General features: G+C 68.0%; 13 protein-coding genes. 5 read left to right on the plus strand and 8 right to left on the minus strand.

The genetic code is table 11. From position 1 onward, the window contains the following. The 3 genes from RMO97_RS01940 to dusB all read right to left on the minus strand — a co-directional run. On the minus strand, window positions 1-776 hold a 776-nt coding region (locus RMO97_RS01940), incomplete at its 3' end, for a sigma 54-interacting transcriptional regulator (RefSeq protein WP_310538873.1). Further along, window positions 773-1,894: an ATP-binding protein gene (locus tag RMO97_RS01945; protein WP_310538874.1), complete on the minus strand. Its 1,122-nt coding sequence runs from the start codon at window positions 1,892-1,894 to the stop codon at window positions 773-775. The genes RMO97_RS01945 and RMO97_RS01940, both read right to left, overlap by 4 nt. Next, on the minus strand, window positions 1,891-2,901 hold the full coding sequence (gene dusB / locus RMO97_RS01950) for a tRNA dihydrouridine synthase DusB (RefSeq protein ID WP_310538875.1): 1,011 nt from the start codon (window positions 2,899-2,901) through the stop codon (window positions 1,891-1,893). Before dusB ends, RMO97_RS01945 begins: the two co-directional genes overlap by 4 nt. Window positions 2,902-2,993: 92 nt before the next feature. Between dusB and RMO97_RS01955 the strand changes: the two genes are divergently transcribed. Further along, the gene (locus RMO97_RS01955) at window positions 2,994-4,139 is read left to right on the plus strand and encodes a bifunctional 2-C-methyl-D-erythritol 4-phosphate cytidylyltransferase/2-C-methyl-D-erythritol 2,4-cyclodiphosphate synthase (protein ID WP_310538876.1); all 1,146 of its coding nucleotides are present in this window, start codon (window positions 2,994-2,996) and stop codon (window positions 4,137-4,139) included. Here the strand turns inward: RMO97_RS01955 and RMO97_RS01960 are convergent. Next, window positions 4,136-6,433, minus strand: a complete 2,298-nt coding sequence (locus RMO97_RS01960; protein WP_310538877.1) for a fused MFS/spermidine synthase — start codon at window positions 6,431-6,433, stop codon at window positions 4,136-4,138. The genes RMO97_RS01955 and RMO97_RS01960 overlap by 4 nt on opposite strands. A gap of 84 nt (window positions 6,434-6,517) precedes the next feature. On the opposite strand from RMO97_RS01960, the gene RMO97_RS01965 reads away from it, so the two are divergent. Continuing rightward, complete coding sequence (locus tag RMO97_RS01965) at window positions 6,518-7,009, plus strand: CinA family protein (protein WP_304777128.1); 492 nt, start codon at window positions 6,518-6,520, stop codon at window positions 7,007-7,009. On the opposite strand, the gene RMO97_RS01970 is transcribed toward RMO97_RS01965, so the two are convergent. Next, window positions 7,006-7,449, minus strand: coding sequence for a type II toxin-antitoxin system RatA family toxin (locus RMO97_RS01970; RefSeq protein ID WP_310538878.1), 444 nt, complete (start codon window positions 7,447-7,449; stop codon window positions 7,006-7,008). The two genes, RMO97_RS01965 and RMO97_RS01970, sit on opposite strands and share 4 nt — an antisense overlap. Before the next feature lie 3 nt (window positions 7,450-7,452). Continuing rightward, window positions 7,453-8,412 carry a lipoyl synthase gene (gene lipA, locus RMO97_RS01975; RefSeq protein ID WP_310538879.1) on the minus strand — a complete coding sequence of 320 codons (960 nt, stop codon included), beginning with the start codon at window positions 8,410-8,412 and terminating at the stop codon, window positions 7,453-7,455. Between the two features lie 86 nt (window positions 8,413-8,498). Here lipA and RMO97_RS01980 point away from each other — a divergent pair, with 86 nt between their 5' ends. From RMO97_RS01980 to RMO97_RS01990, 3 genes are all read left to right on the plus strand, one after another. Further along, window positions 8,499-9,584: an alpha/beta hydrolase gene (locus RMO97_RS01980; protein WP_310538880.1), complete on the plus strand. Its 1,086-nt coding sequence runs from the start codon at window positions 8,499-8,501 to the stop codon at window positions 9,582-9,584. Between the two features lie 98 nt (window positions 9,585-9,682). Beyond that, window positions 9,683-11,239 (plus strand): AMP-binding protein, encoded by a 1,557-nt coding sequence (locus RMO97_RS01985; RefSeq protein ID WP_310538881.1) that lies wholly within the window; start codon window positions 9,683-9,685, stop codon window positions 11,237-11,239. 96 nt (window positions 11,240-11,335) lie between these two features. Further along, window positions 11,336-12,574 (plus strand): acetyl-CoA C-acetyltransferase, encoded by a 1,239-nt coding sequence (locus RMO97_RS01990; protein WP_310538882.1) that lies wholly within the window; start codon window positions 11,336-11,338, stop codon window positions 12,572-12,574. On the opposite strand, the gene lpdA is transcribed toward RMO97_RS01990, so the two are convergent. Next, complete coding sequence (gene lpdA / locus RMO97_RS01995) at window positions 12,571-13,980, minus strand: dihydrolipoyl dehydrogenase (protein WP_310538883.1); 1,410 nt, start codon at window positions 13,978-13,980, stop codon at window positions 12,571-12,573. The two genes, RMO97_RS01990 and lpdA, sit on opposite strands and share 4 nt — an antisense overlap. Continuing rightward, window positions 13,980-14,294: glutathione peroxidase (locus tag RMO97_RS02000; protein WP_310538884.1), on the minus strand; the 315-nt coding region annotated here is incomplete at its 5' end. The genes lpdA and RMO97_RS02000, both read right to left, overlap by 1 nt.

A 14,294-nucleotide genomic window follows, 5' to 3' on the forward strand; every position in this document is an offset into this window, starting at 1 on the left:
GAGCCGTCGATCACCCGCAGCAGCCGGGTCTGGGCGTCCAGCGGCATGTCGCCGATCTCGTCCAGGAACAGGGTGCCCCCGTCGGCGTCCACCAGCTTGCCGGAGTCGCCCTCGTCCTTGCCGAACAGCTCGCTCTCCACCCGCTCGCGGGGCACGGCGGCCAGGTTGATGACCACGAATTTGCCGTCCTTGCGGCGTCCCATCTCGTGCAGGGCGCGAGCCACCAGCTCCTTGCCGGTCCCGGACTCTCCGAGGATGAGCACGGTGAGGTCGGCGCCCACCAGGCGGGCGATGGTCCGGTAGACGTCCTGCATCGGCCCCGAGCGGCCGATCAGCGGCAGGCGCTCGTCGCGCACGGCGCGGGCCTGGGCCTTTGAGGCCTCGCTGTCGGCAGGCTTGGCCAGGGCCCGGCGCGCCGCGGAGGTCATGTCGTCCAGGTCGAAGGGCTTGGAGATGTAGTCGAAGGCGCCCACCTCGGCGGCGTTCACCGCCGTCAGCAGGGTGTTCTGGGCGCTCATCACGATGACCGGCAGCTTGGGGCGGTCCTTGCGGATGCGCGGCAGCACGTCGAAGACGTTCTCGTCGGGCATCATCACGTCGGTGACCACCAGGTCCCCTTCCCCGTCCGAGACCCACTTCAGCAGGGTCGTGGCGTTTCCGGTGGCGCGGACCTGGTAGCCGAGACGGGTGAAGGCCTGGCTCAGCACCAGCCGGATCGAGGAGTCGTCGTCGGCGATCAGGATCTTCTTGTTGGCGTTGGCGGCGATCGCGTTCATGCCGAGACGTCCTCTTGAGATGCGATGGGCAGCAGCACGCGGAAGGTCGTGCGGCCAGGCTCGGATTCGAAATCGATCAGGCCGCCGTGGCCCGACACGAGCTTGGAGACCAGGGCCAGGCCCAGACCGGCGCCGTTCACCTTGGTGGTTACAAAGGGCTGGAACAGGCTGTCGCGCAGATGCGGCGGGATCCCCGGGCCGTTGTCCTGGATACGGATCTCCAGGGGCGCGCCGCGCAGGGCCTGGCCCTTGGCGGCCCGGACCCTGACGCCATGACGGTAGGCGGTGTGGATGGTGACCTCGCCACGGTTGTCGCCCCGGCTATGGGCGGCCTCCGAGGCGTTCTTCACCAGGTTCAGGAAGATCTGGATCAGCTGATCCTCGTCGCCATAGGTCAGCGGCAGCGAGGGGTCATAGAGATCTTTCATCACCAAGCCATCGGCGAAGCCGTTGACGGCCAAGGCCCGGACGCGGTCCAGAACCTGGTGGATATTGATGGGCGTGCAGACCGGCAGGGCGTCGTCGGAGAAGGCCTCCATGCGGTCCACCAGCCGGCGCACCCGATCGGTCTCGTCGACGATCAGCTGGGCCAGCGGCGTGTCCTCGGCCTTGGCACCGGCCTTCAGCAGCTGGGCCGCCCCCCGAATGCCCATCAAGGGATTCTTGATTTCGTGAGCCAGCATGCGGCCGAGACCGACGATGGTGCGCAGGCCGGCGGCCTCGGCCCCGGTGCGCTCCCCCCCCAGGGCGCCGCCCTTGACGTGAAGAGTCAGCAGCACCGAGCCGTCGCCGAGCGGGGCGGCCGCGCCATCGGCCTCAAAGGAGGGATGGCCGAACAGGCTGATTTCCACCCCGCGCTCCCGGACCGGAGCGTCCTCCTCCAGGGCTCGGTTGAGCAGGGAAACCAGGGCCGAGCCTTCCGGCAGGGCGGCGCCGAAGCGGCCCCGGGTCAGCAGGCTGAGCCCCTGGCCGAACAGGGCCTCGGCGGCCTCGTTCACCGCCACCAGGGCGCCGTCGCCGTTCACCACGAGGGCCGGTTCGGGGGAGAGGTCGAAGGCAGCCGCCTTCAGGACATCCAGGTTTACGCCGCTGTTCGCGGCCCTTGTTCGACTGTTCATGCCGCCAATCTCGTTTGGGGATCGCGCCAGAGCGCGATCAGGCCTTCCTCGACCAGGGAGGGATCCTCCAGGCGGCAGAGCGCGGATCGTGCGATCTGCCTGGCCTCGACCTGCATGGGCCAGGGCGCGTTATCGACATAGGACGCCAGATGCTTGCGGAAGATTCGCAGGCCCAGGCGGTCGCCGTAGAAATTCAGGCTGTCCCGGAAGTGCTCCAGGGCGATGCCCAGGCGGGTCTCGACGTCGGGCTCGACGAAGGCGCCACCGTTCAATTCGGTCTCGATCTGGGTCGCGACCCAGGGGCGACCATAGACGCCGCGCCCGACCATGACGCCGTCGGCGCCGGACTGAGCCAGAGCCTCGCGGGCCGTAGCGCCGTCGACAATATCGCCATTGACGATCACCGGGATGGAAACCGCGTCCTTGACCGCCCGGACGGCCGCCCAGTCGGCGACACCCTTGTAGAACTGGCTGCGGGTGCGGCCGTGAATGGTGACCGCCTTGGCCCCGCGCCGTTCCGCCATCGCCGCGATCTCGGGCGCGTTCTTCGACTTGTCGTCCCAGCCGAGGCGCATTTTGACGGTGACCGGGACGTCGACCGCGTCCACCGTGGCGGCGATCAGCGCCTCGGCCAGGTCGGGCTCGCGCATCAGGGCCGAGCCGGACTGGGCGCCGCCGGTCACCTCCTTGGCAGGGCAGCCGAAGTTCAGGTCGATGATCTGGGCGCCCGCCTGGGCCGCGAGCACAGCCCCGCGCGCCATGTGGACCGGATCGCGACCGACCAGCTGCACCACCATTAGGGGCAGGCCCTCGCCCACCGCGGCGCGGCGCACGACATCGGGTCGGCCCCTGGAGAACTCGGCGCAGGCGACCATCTCGGTGGCCACATAGGCGGCCCCGAGCTTGCTGGCGGCCTTGCGGAACGGCAGGTCGGAAACGCCGGTCATAGGCGCGATCCACGCCCGGCCCAAAACTTCGATATCCCCGACTGCGAGCTTGTTGCTCATTTTGTAATCAACCCCATCGCCGCCTTTTTAGGCAATTTGTGCGGCGCCGTAAAGCCTAGACAGGACACGATCGCCCTCTAAACAACGTCGCCATGAACTTTTCTGCCGTCGTCGTCGCCGCAGGCTCTAGCACCCGGGCCGGACCAGGGGCGCCCAAGCCTTGGCGCAGCCTGGGCGGCCGGCCAATTCTGCGCTGGTCGGTCGAGGTCCTGAGCCGCGCCGGAGCCCGAGAAATCATCGTGGTCACCGCGCCTGAGCGCACGGCCGACGCCGATGAGGCCCTCGCCGGTTTGGCGGGCTGGAGAGCCGTCGCGGGCGGGGCCACCCGGGCTGAGTCGGTCCAGGCGGGCCTCGCCGCACTCGCCGCCGCCGACGAAGACGCGGTGCTTGTGCACGACGCCGCCCGGCCCTTCGTCACCTCCGCTCACGTCCAGCGCCTGCTGGTCGCCCTGGCCGAGGCTGATGGCGCCGTTCCCGCCCTCCCCGTCGCCGACACCCTGAAGCGCGGCGTGGACATCGTCGTCGAGACGGTGTCGCGCGACGGCCTCTGGCGCGCCCAGACGCCACAGGCGTTCCGCCTCCGCACCTTGAGGCAGGCTTATGGCGCCTGGCCCGCCGACGCTGAGCCCACCGACGACGCAGCGGTGGTGGAGCGCGCCGGGGGCAAGGTGGCCCTGGTTCCGGGCGACCCCCTGTTGATGAAGCTGACCTATCCGGAGGACTTCGCCATGGCCGAACAGCTGGCGGGCGCGCGCAGGATGGTCCGCACCGGCTTCGGGGTCGACGCCCACCGCTGGGGTCCCGGCGAAGCGGTCTGGCTTTGCGGGGTCAAGATCGACCACGACCAGACCCTGGTCGGCCATTCCGACGCCGACGCCGGCCTGCACGCCCTGACTGACGCCATCCTGGGCGCCATCGGCGAAGGTGACATCGGCGAGCATTTTCCGCCCACCGATCCCCAATGGAGAGGCGCATCCTCTGACCGCTTCCTGGTCCATGCGGCCAAGCTGGTGGCGGCCAGGGGCGGATCGATCCTGAACGTCGACGTCACCCTGATCTGCGAGCGCCCGAAGATTCGGCCGTACCGCGACGCCATGCGCGCGCGCATGGCCGACCTGCTCGCCCTGCCCCTCGACCGGGTCAGCGTAAAGGCCACGACGACCGAGGGCATGGGCTTTACCGGCCGTGGAGAAGGCCTGATGGCCCAGGCCGTTGCGACGGTGGAGACGCCTGCTTAAGGCAGCCAGTCCCAGCGTTCCTTCATCCGGCCGTACAGGGCGCCCACGAGGTTCGTGTAGTCGTCGGTCCAGGGCCGCGCGAGGGTGGGTTCGCTGGGCGTCCACCGCCGATCGGCCGCGAAGGCGGCGAGCGCCGCCTCGTTGCGCGCCACGATCAGGGCGTCCTCCGAAGATTCCCAGAGCATGGGCGAGCTTTTGGCCGCGCCATGCCGCTGCAGCAGCGCCTCCCCGCCGGCCGCATCGGCGACCGCCATGGCCGGGCTGCGCAGATCCAGGTTTCGGTTCGATAGATGGAGGATCAGCACTCCATCAGGCTTGATGTGGGTGAGGTAAGCCTTCATCGCCTCCACGGTCAGCAGATGGGCGGGAACGCTGTCGGAGGAGAAGGCGTCGATCAGCAGGATGTCGAACTGGTCCTTCGGCTGCTTGTCCAGTGTCAGCCGGGCGTCGCCCACCACGTAGTCGATCCGGCCCTTGGCGCATTCCGTCGTGTAGCTGAAGTGCGCCGGGTCGGTGGCGATGCGGATCACCAGGGGGTCGATCTCGAAGAAGGTCAGGTGATCTACCGGCCGGGTGTAGGCCGCCACGGCCCCGGTCCCCAGGCCCACGGCGCCGATCCGCAGGGCGGGCCTCTCGCCCAGCCGCTGCGCGAAGACCTGCCCGATTGGGGTCTCGGGCGCGTAGTAGACCAATGGGCGGCAGCGCCAGCGTGGGTCCTGGGCCTGGGCGCCGTGCAGGGTCGTGCCGTGCGACAGCATGCGGACCGTGCCGCCCATCTCCGGCAGTTGCAGCTCAGACTGGCGGACCACCCCGAAGAAGCTGCGCCAGCTCTTCAGCACGTCCACCTTGTCGCCCGCCCCCTCCGCCGCCAACGAGATGATGGCGATGATGCCGAAGAAGACGATGCCGCGGCGGCGCACCAGGAAGGCGCAGACGACGGCCACGGTCAGGGCGACCTTCACCAGCAGCAGCATTAGGTCGTGGCCGGTCATGCCGAGCATCTCGGCGCGTCCAATCTGGCCGGTATAGGCGGCGAAGGTCGCGACGGGCGCCGCCACGGCGGCGAGGCAACCGAGGGCGAAGGTCACCCAGCGCCAGCGCTCGATCGGCCCCTCCCCCCAGGGACGCACTAGGCAGGCCAGCGCCAGGACCAAAGGGTATTCCCAGACATTGTTGAAGATCACCGGGGCCAGGAAGGCGTTGAACCCGCCGCCCACCACGCCGCCGAAGGACATCCACAGATAGAACTCGGTTAGCCGGCTCGGGCTCGGCCGCCGCGCCACCAGGGCCTGATGGCACATCAGGGCGGTCAGGAAGTAAGCCGACAGGTGGATGAAGAGCTGCAGGAAGAGGTTGCTGGCCTTGAAGGGCAGCAGCGAAGCGCAGGCCGCCACGGCCGCGGCCTGCAAGATCAGCGTCGTGTCCTGCGAGATCGCCGGCTTGGTGGAGAAGGCGATGATGAAGGTGACCAGGTAGAGGGCCAGCGGCACCACCCAGATGAAGGGCGCTGAGGCCACATCCGTCGTCAGGTGGGTGGTGACCCCCATCATCAGGCTGGACGGAATGGCCGCCAGGACGACCCAGGTCAGCCTGTCGCGCCAAGTCGGGGCGTCGCCGCCGGCGTCGGAGGTATCAGTCACAACGGGCGCGGGCGCCGCGGGCCCGCGGGTGACGAAATACATCAGCGCGGCCATCAGCAGGATGAAGCCGCCGTAGCCCAGGCTCCAGCCCATGGCCTGGGCGTGCAGGCTGGCGAGCGGCTCCACGACGATCGGATAGGCCAGCAGGGCGATCAGGCTGCCGAGGTTGCTGGCGGCGTAGAGGGCGTAGGGCTCGGAGCCGCTGTCGGCGTGCAGGGTGCGCGCGTGCCAGGCCTGCACCAAGGGCGCGGTCGCCGACAGCACCGCGAAGGGCGCGCCGATGGAGACGGCCATCACGCCTAGCAGCCACAGGGCGGGATGCTCCGAACTGGGCGCGCCGAAGACACCGGTGACATGCAGTGGCAGGAAGAGCGCCGCCAGCACCAGAGCCGCCAGGTGGATTCCCGCCTGCATGCGGATCGACCCCACCCGCTGCAACAGGTGCGCATAGCCGTAGCCGGCCAGCAGGGCGGTCTGGAAGAAGGCAAGGCTGGTGTTCCAGATCGATGGCCCGCCCCCCAAGAGTGGCAGGACCAGCTTGGCGATCATCGGCTGGACCAGGAACACCAGGCTGGCGCTGGCGAAGATGGTGAGCACGAACAGCAGCGGCGATCGGCCCACGGCGGAGGTTGCGGCGGCGTCCTGCGTGGTCATGTTTCGAATCGTCTTGTGTCTGGGGTCGCGGCGATGTTGTGGTCTCGCTTCAACCTTGCCTAGCTGTGTCGGAGTCGCGCGCCCATGTTTTCCCTCGAGATCGAGACCCTCGCGCGCCTGCTCATCGACGAGGCCCGGGAGCGCAACCTCCGTATCGTCACAGCCGAGAGCTGCACGGGTGGTCTTGTGGCCGGCGCCATCTGCTCGATCTCCGGTGCGTCGGACGTCTTCGAGCGGGGTTTCGTCACCTATACCAACCGCGCCAAGCAGGAACTTCTTGGCATTCCGGGCGACCTGCTGGCCGACCTGGGCGCGGTCTCCGAGCCCGTGGCCCGCATGATGGCCGAGGGAGCGCTGGAAGCGTCAAACGCCCACATCTCGGTGGCCATCACCGGCGTGGCGGGTCCGCACGGCGGCACCTCCTTCAAGCCGGTGGGCACGGTCCACATCGCCACGGCGCGGACCAACCACGGCCTGATGCACCGCCAGGAGTTTTTCCAGTACGAGACCCGGTCGGAAATCCAGCTGGCCGCCGTGCAGGTGGCCCTGCAGGCGCTACGCGACCGGATGAGCTAGCCGTAGAGGGCTTTCGCTCGAGCCTCGAAGCACGCCATCAGCTTGTCGACGGCGTGTGAGAAGTTCGAGGTCAGCAAGGCGCCCAGCATCTTGGACTTGAACTCGAAGTCGATGTCGAACACGACGCGGGTCCCCTCGCCCTCAGGCTCAAACCTCCACTGATTGCGCAGGGATTTGAACGGCCCCGAGATCAGGCCGACGTCGATTTGGCGGCCGGCAGGGTCGCGGCGCACGCGGGTGGAAAAGGTCTCCTTCAGAAACGAGAACCCGACCTTCGCCTCGGCGTCGGTCCAGATCATACCCTGGCTGTCGATGCGGCTGTTCCAGGTGCGCATGCCCACGATCCACGGCACGAACTGCGGATAGGAGTCCACGTCACCCACCAGGGCGAACAGCTGGTCCGGCGTGTAGGGCAGCGTCCTGGTGACCTGGTGGCGCAAGACCTAGGCGGCGTCCTTGGCCCGGCGGGCGGCCTGCAGCTTGGCGAAGTCCTCGCCGGCATGGTGCGACGAGCGGGTCAGGGGGCTGGCTGACACCATCAGGAACCCCTTAGCCCGGGCGATCTCCTCATAGGCGCGGAATTCATCGGGCGTCACGAACCGGTCGACCGCAGCGTGCTTGCGGGTGGGTTGCAGGTACTGGCCGATGGTGAGGAAATCGATGCCGGCCGACCGCATGTCGTCCATCACCTGCATGACCTCTTCCTTGGTTTCGCCCAGGCCGACCATCAGGCCGGACTTGGTGAACTGTTCGGGATCGCGCTCCTTCACCCGCTCCAGCAGGCGCAGGGAATGGAAGTAGCGGGCGCCGGGGCGGATCGACAGGTACAGGCGCGGAACAGTCTCCAGGTTGTGGTTGAATACGTCGGGCTTGGCGTCGATCACCAACTCGGCCGCAGAGGTGGGCTTGCGGAGGAAGTCCGGCGTCAGGATTTCGATCGTTGTGGTGGTGGCCTGGGCGCGGATCGCGCGCACAACTTGCGCGAAGTGGTCGGCGCCGCCATCGGCCAGGTCGTCGCGGTCCACCGAGGTGATCACCACGTGCTTCAGGCCCATCTTGGCCACGGCGTCGGCGACGCGGGCGGGCTCGCTGGGGTCGAGGGCCTGCGGCTTGCCGGTGATGACGTTGCAGAAAGCACAGGCCCGGGTGCAGGTGTCACCCATGATCATCATGGTGGCGTGGTTGATGCTCCAGCACTCGCCGATGTTTGGGCAAGCGGCTTCCTCGCAGACCGTAGTCAGGCCGTGTTCCTTCACGAGGGCCTTGGTGGCCGAATAGCCCGGCGAGCCCGGGGCGCGGACCCGCAGCCATTCAGGCTTGCGCAGCATCGGCGTGTCGGGCCGGGACTGCTTTTCAGGGTGCCGCGGCCTTGGGCCGGTGACGGTGTTGATAACGGTCGCCATGCCCCTAGATCGGCGTTCGGGCCCCTTGGATCAAGCCACGATTGAGCGGCCTTGCGCCACAGCGGTGAACTGGGTTCAAAGACGGCATGGTTCGCGCGCTGGCAGTCGCCGCTCTGCTCCTGTTGCTCGCGGCGTGCGGCCGGGGCGACCTGATGGGACCGTTCGCGGAGACCCAGGCGCCGCCGGCGCTGAGTCCGCGCTTCTATCCGCCGGAGGGCTGGGCCTGGGGGTTCATCGAGACCGGCGGCAAGCCCGCGCAGCGCTACGGCGTCGCCGCCGGTTGGCGGGCGCCCAAGGCCACGGTGGTGATCCTGCCCGGCTATGGAGAGTCGGCCGAGGCCTGGTTCGAGACCGCCAGCGGCCTGATCCGGCGCGGCTACACCGTCTGGATCCTCGAGCGGGCGGGTCAAGGCGGTTCGGCTCGCTACACCCTGCCCCGCGACCTAGGCTTTGTTCCCAGCTTCGAGCCCGATGTCGCCAATGTCGGCGCCCTGGTCCGGGTGGTGATCCGGCCGCCAGAATCCTCTCCGCTGATCCTGCTGGGCCATGCCGACGGTGCGGTCGTGGCGCTGCGGGCGGTCGAGGCGGGGCTGAAGGTCGACGCGGTGATCCTGTCGTCGCCAGACGTCGCGTCCCGAGCGGTCAGTGCGGACTCGGCCCAGGCGCTGGTCGGACGCGTGGGCCTGGGCCGCCTGCCGTCGACCGACTGGCGGCCCTGGAGCCGGTCGGCGCCCGACGCGCGTGGCCAGGGCCTGACCCATGACCCATGGCGCGGGCGGGTCCAGCAGGCCTGGCAGACCGCAAATCCGGACCTACGCATGTCGTCACCCAGCATGGGCTGGCGCGGCGCCCACCAGACCGCGAGCCGCGCGGCGGAGGCCAATGCGGGCTCGGTGAAGGCCGAGGTCCTGATGCTGCTGCCGGACAAGACCACCAAGGAGGCCCTCGCGCTCTGCAAGGCTCTTCCCCACTGCCGCTCGGTCGCCGTTCCCGGCGCCTTCGCGGGTCTGCACCTAGAGGAAGATCGCTTCCGCCAGCCTTGGATGGACCAGGTCACCGGCTACATCGCCGCCAGAGTCGAGGCCGAACGCCAAGCCGAGGTCGCGCCCCCTATGGTCGAAACCCCTGCCCCGGCCCCGGTTCCAGACGAGAATTCTCCGCCCCCGCCCTGAAACCGCCTCACGCATTGTAACGTATCCTTGCAATGACGACCTCGGACGATAGGCTTGCGCTCCAAGAACCGGCGATCCGATCGGGGAGGTCTTCGCCTTTGTCGCGTACATTTGATCCGCTTGAGAGCCAGAAGACCCTGTTCGGGGCTCTGCTCGACGCCCGCGCCCAGTTCGGCGCCAAGAAGCCGATCCTGGAGGACCAGGAACGCAATCCGCTTTCCTACACCGACATGATCCGGGCCGCCTTCGCGCTGGGCCGGAAGATCGCGGCGATGACGGAAAAGGGCGAGCGGGTCGGCGTCATGCTGCCCGCCAGCTCGGCCGCCATTGTCACCTTCTTCGGCCTGCACGCCTTCGGGCGGATTCCCACCATGCTGAACTTCACCTCAGGCATCCGGAACCTGAAGGGCGCCTGCAAGCTGGCCGGGGTGAAGCGGGTGCTGACCTCGCATCGCTTCATCGAACAGGGCCAGCTCCACGACCTAGTGGACGCCTTGGAGGAGGTCTCGACCGTCACCTACCTGGAGGAGGTGCGTGAGAAGATCGGTCTGGCCGACAAGCTCTTCGCCGCCACCGCCGGCGCCTTCCCCAGAGCCTTTCTGGCCGAGACCAAGCCGGACGATCCCGGCGTCATCCTGTTCACCTCCGGCAGCTTCGGCGTGCCCAAGGGCGTGGTGCTGAGCCAAGCCAATCTGGTGTCCAACGTCTACCAGATCGCCTCCCACATCCCGCTGGATCCGGACTGGGTGATGTTCAATCCCCTGCCCACCTTCCACTGCTTCGGCCTGACCGGCGGCGCCTTGTTGCCCATCCTCACCGGCATGAAGGCGTTCCAGTACCCCTCGCCGCTGCACACCAAGGTGATCCCGCCCCTCCTGAAGGACTCCAAGGCCTCCATTCTGCTGGCCACCGACACCTTCCTCAACCAGTACGCCCGGGTCGCCGAGTACGACGAGCTGGCGGGACTGAAGTTCATTGTCTGTGGCGCCGAGAAGGTGCGTGAGGAAACCCACAACCTGATCCGCGACAGCTTCGGCGATGTGCCCGTGCTGGAGGGCTATGGCGCCACCGAGGCCGCCCCCGTCATCGCGGTCAACAAGCCCATCGACAACCGTCGTGGCACGGTCGGCGGCCTGCTCCCGGGCATGGAGACGCGCCTGGAGCCGGTTCCCGGCATTCCCGGTGGCGGTCGGTTCTTCGTCCGCGGTCCCAATGTGATGAGCGGCTACCTGCGGCCAGACGGCTCAATCGAGCCGCTGGCCGATGGCTGGCATGATACCGGCGACGTGGTGGACCTGTCCGATGACGATTGGGTCACCATCCGCGGGCGGGTGAAGCGCTTCGCCAAGGTCGGCGGTGAGATGGTCTCCCTGACCGCCGCCGAGGATCTGGCCATCGCTGTCTGGCCCGACAACCGGCACGCGGTCATCGCCATGCCTGACACCCGCAAGGGCGAGCGCCTGGTGCTGGTCACCGACCGGCGTGACGCCGACTCCGGCGCCCTGGTGGCGCACGCCAAGGCCATCGGCGCATCCGAGCTGAACGTGCCGAAGAAGATCCTCAAAGTGCCCGAGGTGCCGGTCCTCGGCACGGGCAAGACCGACTACGTCGCCATCCAGCGCATGGTTGAGGCCGAGGGACGTCGCTCGGGATAACGTGCGCAAGAGTCCCTAATCGGCGCTTGGCTGCCGTGGGGGAGCCGGGTCCATTGTGGGTTTCTGAGACGCAATTCTGTCCGAGAGGAACATCCCATGGCCGAGGCCTGGATCATCGACGTCGCCCGCACCCCGCGTGGCGTCGGCAAGCCTGAGAAGGGCGCCCTGTCCGGCGTCCACCCGCAGCGCATCCTGTCCACGGTCCTCAAGGCCCTGGCCGAGCGCAACAACCTCATCACCGCCGACATCGACGACGTGATCGCCGGCTGCGGCACCCAGTTCGGCAAGCAAGGCTCATGCATCGCCCGCATGGCGGCCTTGGACGCCGGTTACGCCAATGAGGCCGCCGGCATGTCGCTGGACCGCTTCTGCGGCTCCGGCCTGACCGCCGTGAACCTGGCGGCCATGGGCGTGATGTCAGGCGCCCAGGATCTCGTGGTGGCCGGCGGCGTGGAGTCCATGTCCTATGGCTCGACCCTGAAGCGCCAGGTCGGCCCGACCTTGGACTCCGGCAATGCGCACCTGCGATCCATCCACCCGCAGCCGCACCAGGGCGTCTGCGGCGACGTCGTGGCGACCCTGGAGGGCTTCACCCGCGAGGACGTCGATGCGCTCGCCCTGGAGAGCCAGCGGCGAGCGGCCCACGCCATCGCCAACGGCTATTTCGACCGCAGCCTGATCACCGTCTACAACGACGACGGCAGCGTCGCCCTGGACCGTGAGGAGTATCCCCGCGCCGGCACGACCGCCGAAGGCCTGGCCGCCCTGAAGGCCGCCTTCGCCAGCCTGTATGACGTGCCGCTGGACGAGGAAGGCCTCAGCTTCCGCAAGCTGGTGGAAGCCACCTATCCTGATCTGAAGATCAACCACGTGCACCATGCCGGCAACTCGTCGGGGGTGGTGGACGGCGCCGGCGCCGTGGTCATCGCCTCGCCGGAATATGCCCGCGCCCACGGCCTGAAGCCGCGAGCCCGGATCCGCTCGGTCTCCACCGCGGGTGACTCGCCCGAACTGATGCTGAACGCCCCGGGCCCGGCGGCCCGCAAGGCCCTGGCCAAGGCCGGCATGACCATGAAGGACATCCAGCTCGTGGAGATTAACGAGGCCTTCGCCGTCGTGCCGCTGAAGTTCATGCGCGACATGGGTGTCGATCCGGCCATCGTCAACGTCAACGGCGGCGCCATCGCGCTCGGTCACCCCATCGGGGCGACGGGCGCCATGATCCTGGGGACCCTGCTGGACGAGATGGAGCGCCGCGACCTGTCGGTCGGTATGGCCACCCTGTGCGCCGCCGGCGGCCTGGCGCCGGCGGCGATCATCGAACGCATCTACTAGACATGTAGAACCCGACCATAGGCGTCGAGCGAGGCCTCATGCATGGCCTCGCTCATCGTCGGGTGGGGGAAGACGGTGGCGATCAGTTCCGCCTCCGTGGCCTCCAGCGTCATGGCCAGGGCGAAGCCCTGGATCATCTCGGTGACCTCGCCGCCGATCAGGTGGGCGCCGATCAGGGCGCCGGTCTTCTCGTCGAAGATGGTCTTCACGAAGCCCTCGGTCTCGCCCGAGGCGATGGCCTTGCCGTTCACCCGGAACGGGAAGCGGCCGATCTTGACGGCGATCCCCTTCTCCTTGGCGGCGGCCTCCGTGATGCCCACCGAGGCGATCTGTGGCGTTGAATAGGTGCAGCCGGGGATGGGGGCGTTCAGGTTCGAGGGCGCCAGGCCGGCGATATGCTCGATGCAGTGGACGCCCTCGTGGCTGGCCTTGTGGGCGAGCCAGGGCGGGCCGGCGACATCGCCGATGGCGAACAGGCCGGGCACGCCTGTGGCGCCGTGGCTGTCGGTGACCACGTGGGTGCGGTCGATCTTCACGCCCAGGGCTTCGAGGCCCATGTCCTCGACATTGCCGACGATGCCGACGGCGACGATGGCCACTTCGGCCTCCAGGATTTCTGGAGTTTGGGCGCCGCTTGCAGTGATGCGGACCCCCCCGGATTTCGGCTTTTCGACCTTCTCGACCTGGGCGCCGACACGGAACTTGATGCCGCGCTTTTCGAAGGCTTTACGAGCGGTTGTCGAGACTTCCTCATCTTCCACGGGAAGAATGCGCGGCAGGGTCTCGATGACCGTCACCTCGGCCCCTAGCGCCCTATAAAAGCTGGCGAATTCGATGCCAATGGCGCCCGATCCGATGACGATCAGGGATTTGGGCGCCGATTTGGGCGCCATGGCCTCGCGGTAGGTCCAGATGCGATCGCCGTCCGGCTCCAGGCCGACCGCCGGGATGGTGCGGGCGCGCGCGCCTGTGGCCAGGATGACATGCTTGGCGGTGAGGGTCCGAGCGCCGCCGGCCTTCAGGGCCACGACGACCTTGGGGGCGGGCGCGCCCTTCTCCAGCTTGGCGGTCCCCTCCACCACCTCGATCTTGTGCTTCTTCATCAGGAAGGCGACGCCGGAGTTCAGCTGGGCGGCCACCTTGCGGGATCGCTTGATGATGCCGGTGAAGTCGAAAGAGGCCTTCTCCACCTTGATGCCGTAGTCGGCCAGGTGAGAGAGCTGCTCATAGGCCTCGCCGCTCTTCAGCAGGGCCTTGGTGGGGATGCAGCCCCAGTTCAGGCAGACCCCGCCCAGGGCTTCCTTCTCGATGATGGCGGTCTTGAAGCCCAGCTGGCTGGCGCGGATGGCGGTGACATAGCCGCCGGGGCCGGAGCCGATGATGATGACGTCGAAGGAATCAGCCATCAGAGCAGCGCCTCGATGGCGCTTTCGAGCGCCTTGGGTTCGACGGTCGGGGCGAAGCGCTCCACCACCTGGCCCTTACGGTCGATGAGGAACTTGGTGAAGTTCCACTTCACATTGGCGGTGCCCAGCAAGCCCTTCTTCTCCTTCTTGAGATAGGCGAAGAGCGGGTGGGTCTTGGGCCCGTTGACGTCGATCTTGGTCATCATCGGGAAGTCGACGTCGTAGGTCAGCGAGCAGAAGCTGGCGATCTCCTCGGCGTTCCCCGGCTCCTGGGCGCCGAACTGGTTGCAGGGGAAACCCAGCACCACAAAGCC

The organism is Phenylobacterium sp. (assembly GCF_031425575.1).
In the GTDB taxonomy this organism is placed as follows: Bacteria; Pseudomonadota; Alphaproteobacteria; order Caulobacterales; family Caulobacteraceae; genus Phenylobacterium.

Bases quoted from the DNA above. Each gene is read 5' to 3' on its own strand.
- RMO97_RS01945 (WP_310538874.1), bottom strand. From the start codon at position 1,894: ATGAACAGTCGAACAAGGGCCGCGAACAGCGGCGTAAACCTGGATGTC.
- dusB (WP_310538875.1), bottom strand. From the start codon at position 2,901: ATGAGCAACAAGCTCGCAGTCGGGGATATCGAAGTTTTGGGCCGGGCG.
- RMO97_RS01955 (WP_310538876.1), top strand. From the start codon at position 2,994: ATGAACTTTTCTGCCGTCGTCGTCGCCGCAGGCTCTAGCACCCGGGCC.
- RMO97_RS01960 (WP_310538877.1), bottom strand. From the start codon at position 6,433: ATGACCACGCAGGACGCCGCCGCAACCTCCGCCGTGGGCCGATCGCCG.
- RMO97_RS01965 (WP_304777128.1), top strand. From the start codon at position 6,518: ATGTTTTCCCTCGAGATCGAGACCCTCGCGCGCCTGCTCATCGACGAG.
- lipA (WP_310538879.1), bottom strand. From the start codon at position 8,412: ATGGCGACCGTTATCAACACCGTCACCGGCCCAAGGCCGCGGCACCCT.
- RMO97_RS01980 (WP_310538880.1), top strand. From the start codon at position 8,499: ATGGTTCGCGCGCTGGCAGTCGCCGCTCTGCTCCTGTTGCTCGCGGCG.
- RMO97_RS01990 (WP_310538882.1), top strand. From the start codon at position 11,336: ATGGCCGAGGCCTGGATCATCGACGTCGCCCGCACCCCGCGTGGCGTC.
- lpdA (WP_310538883.1), bottom strand. From the start codon at position 13,980: ATGGCTGATTCCTTCGACGTCATCATCATCGGCTCCGGCCCCGGCGGC.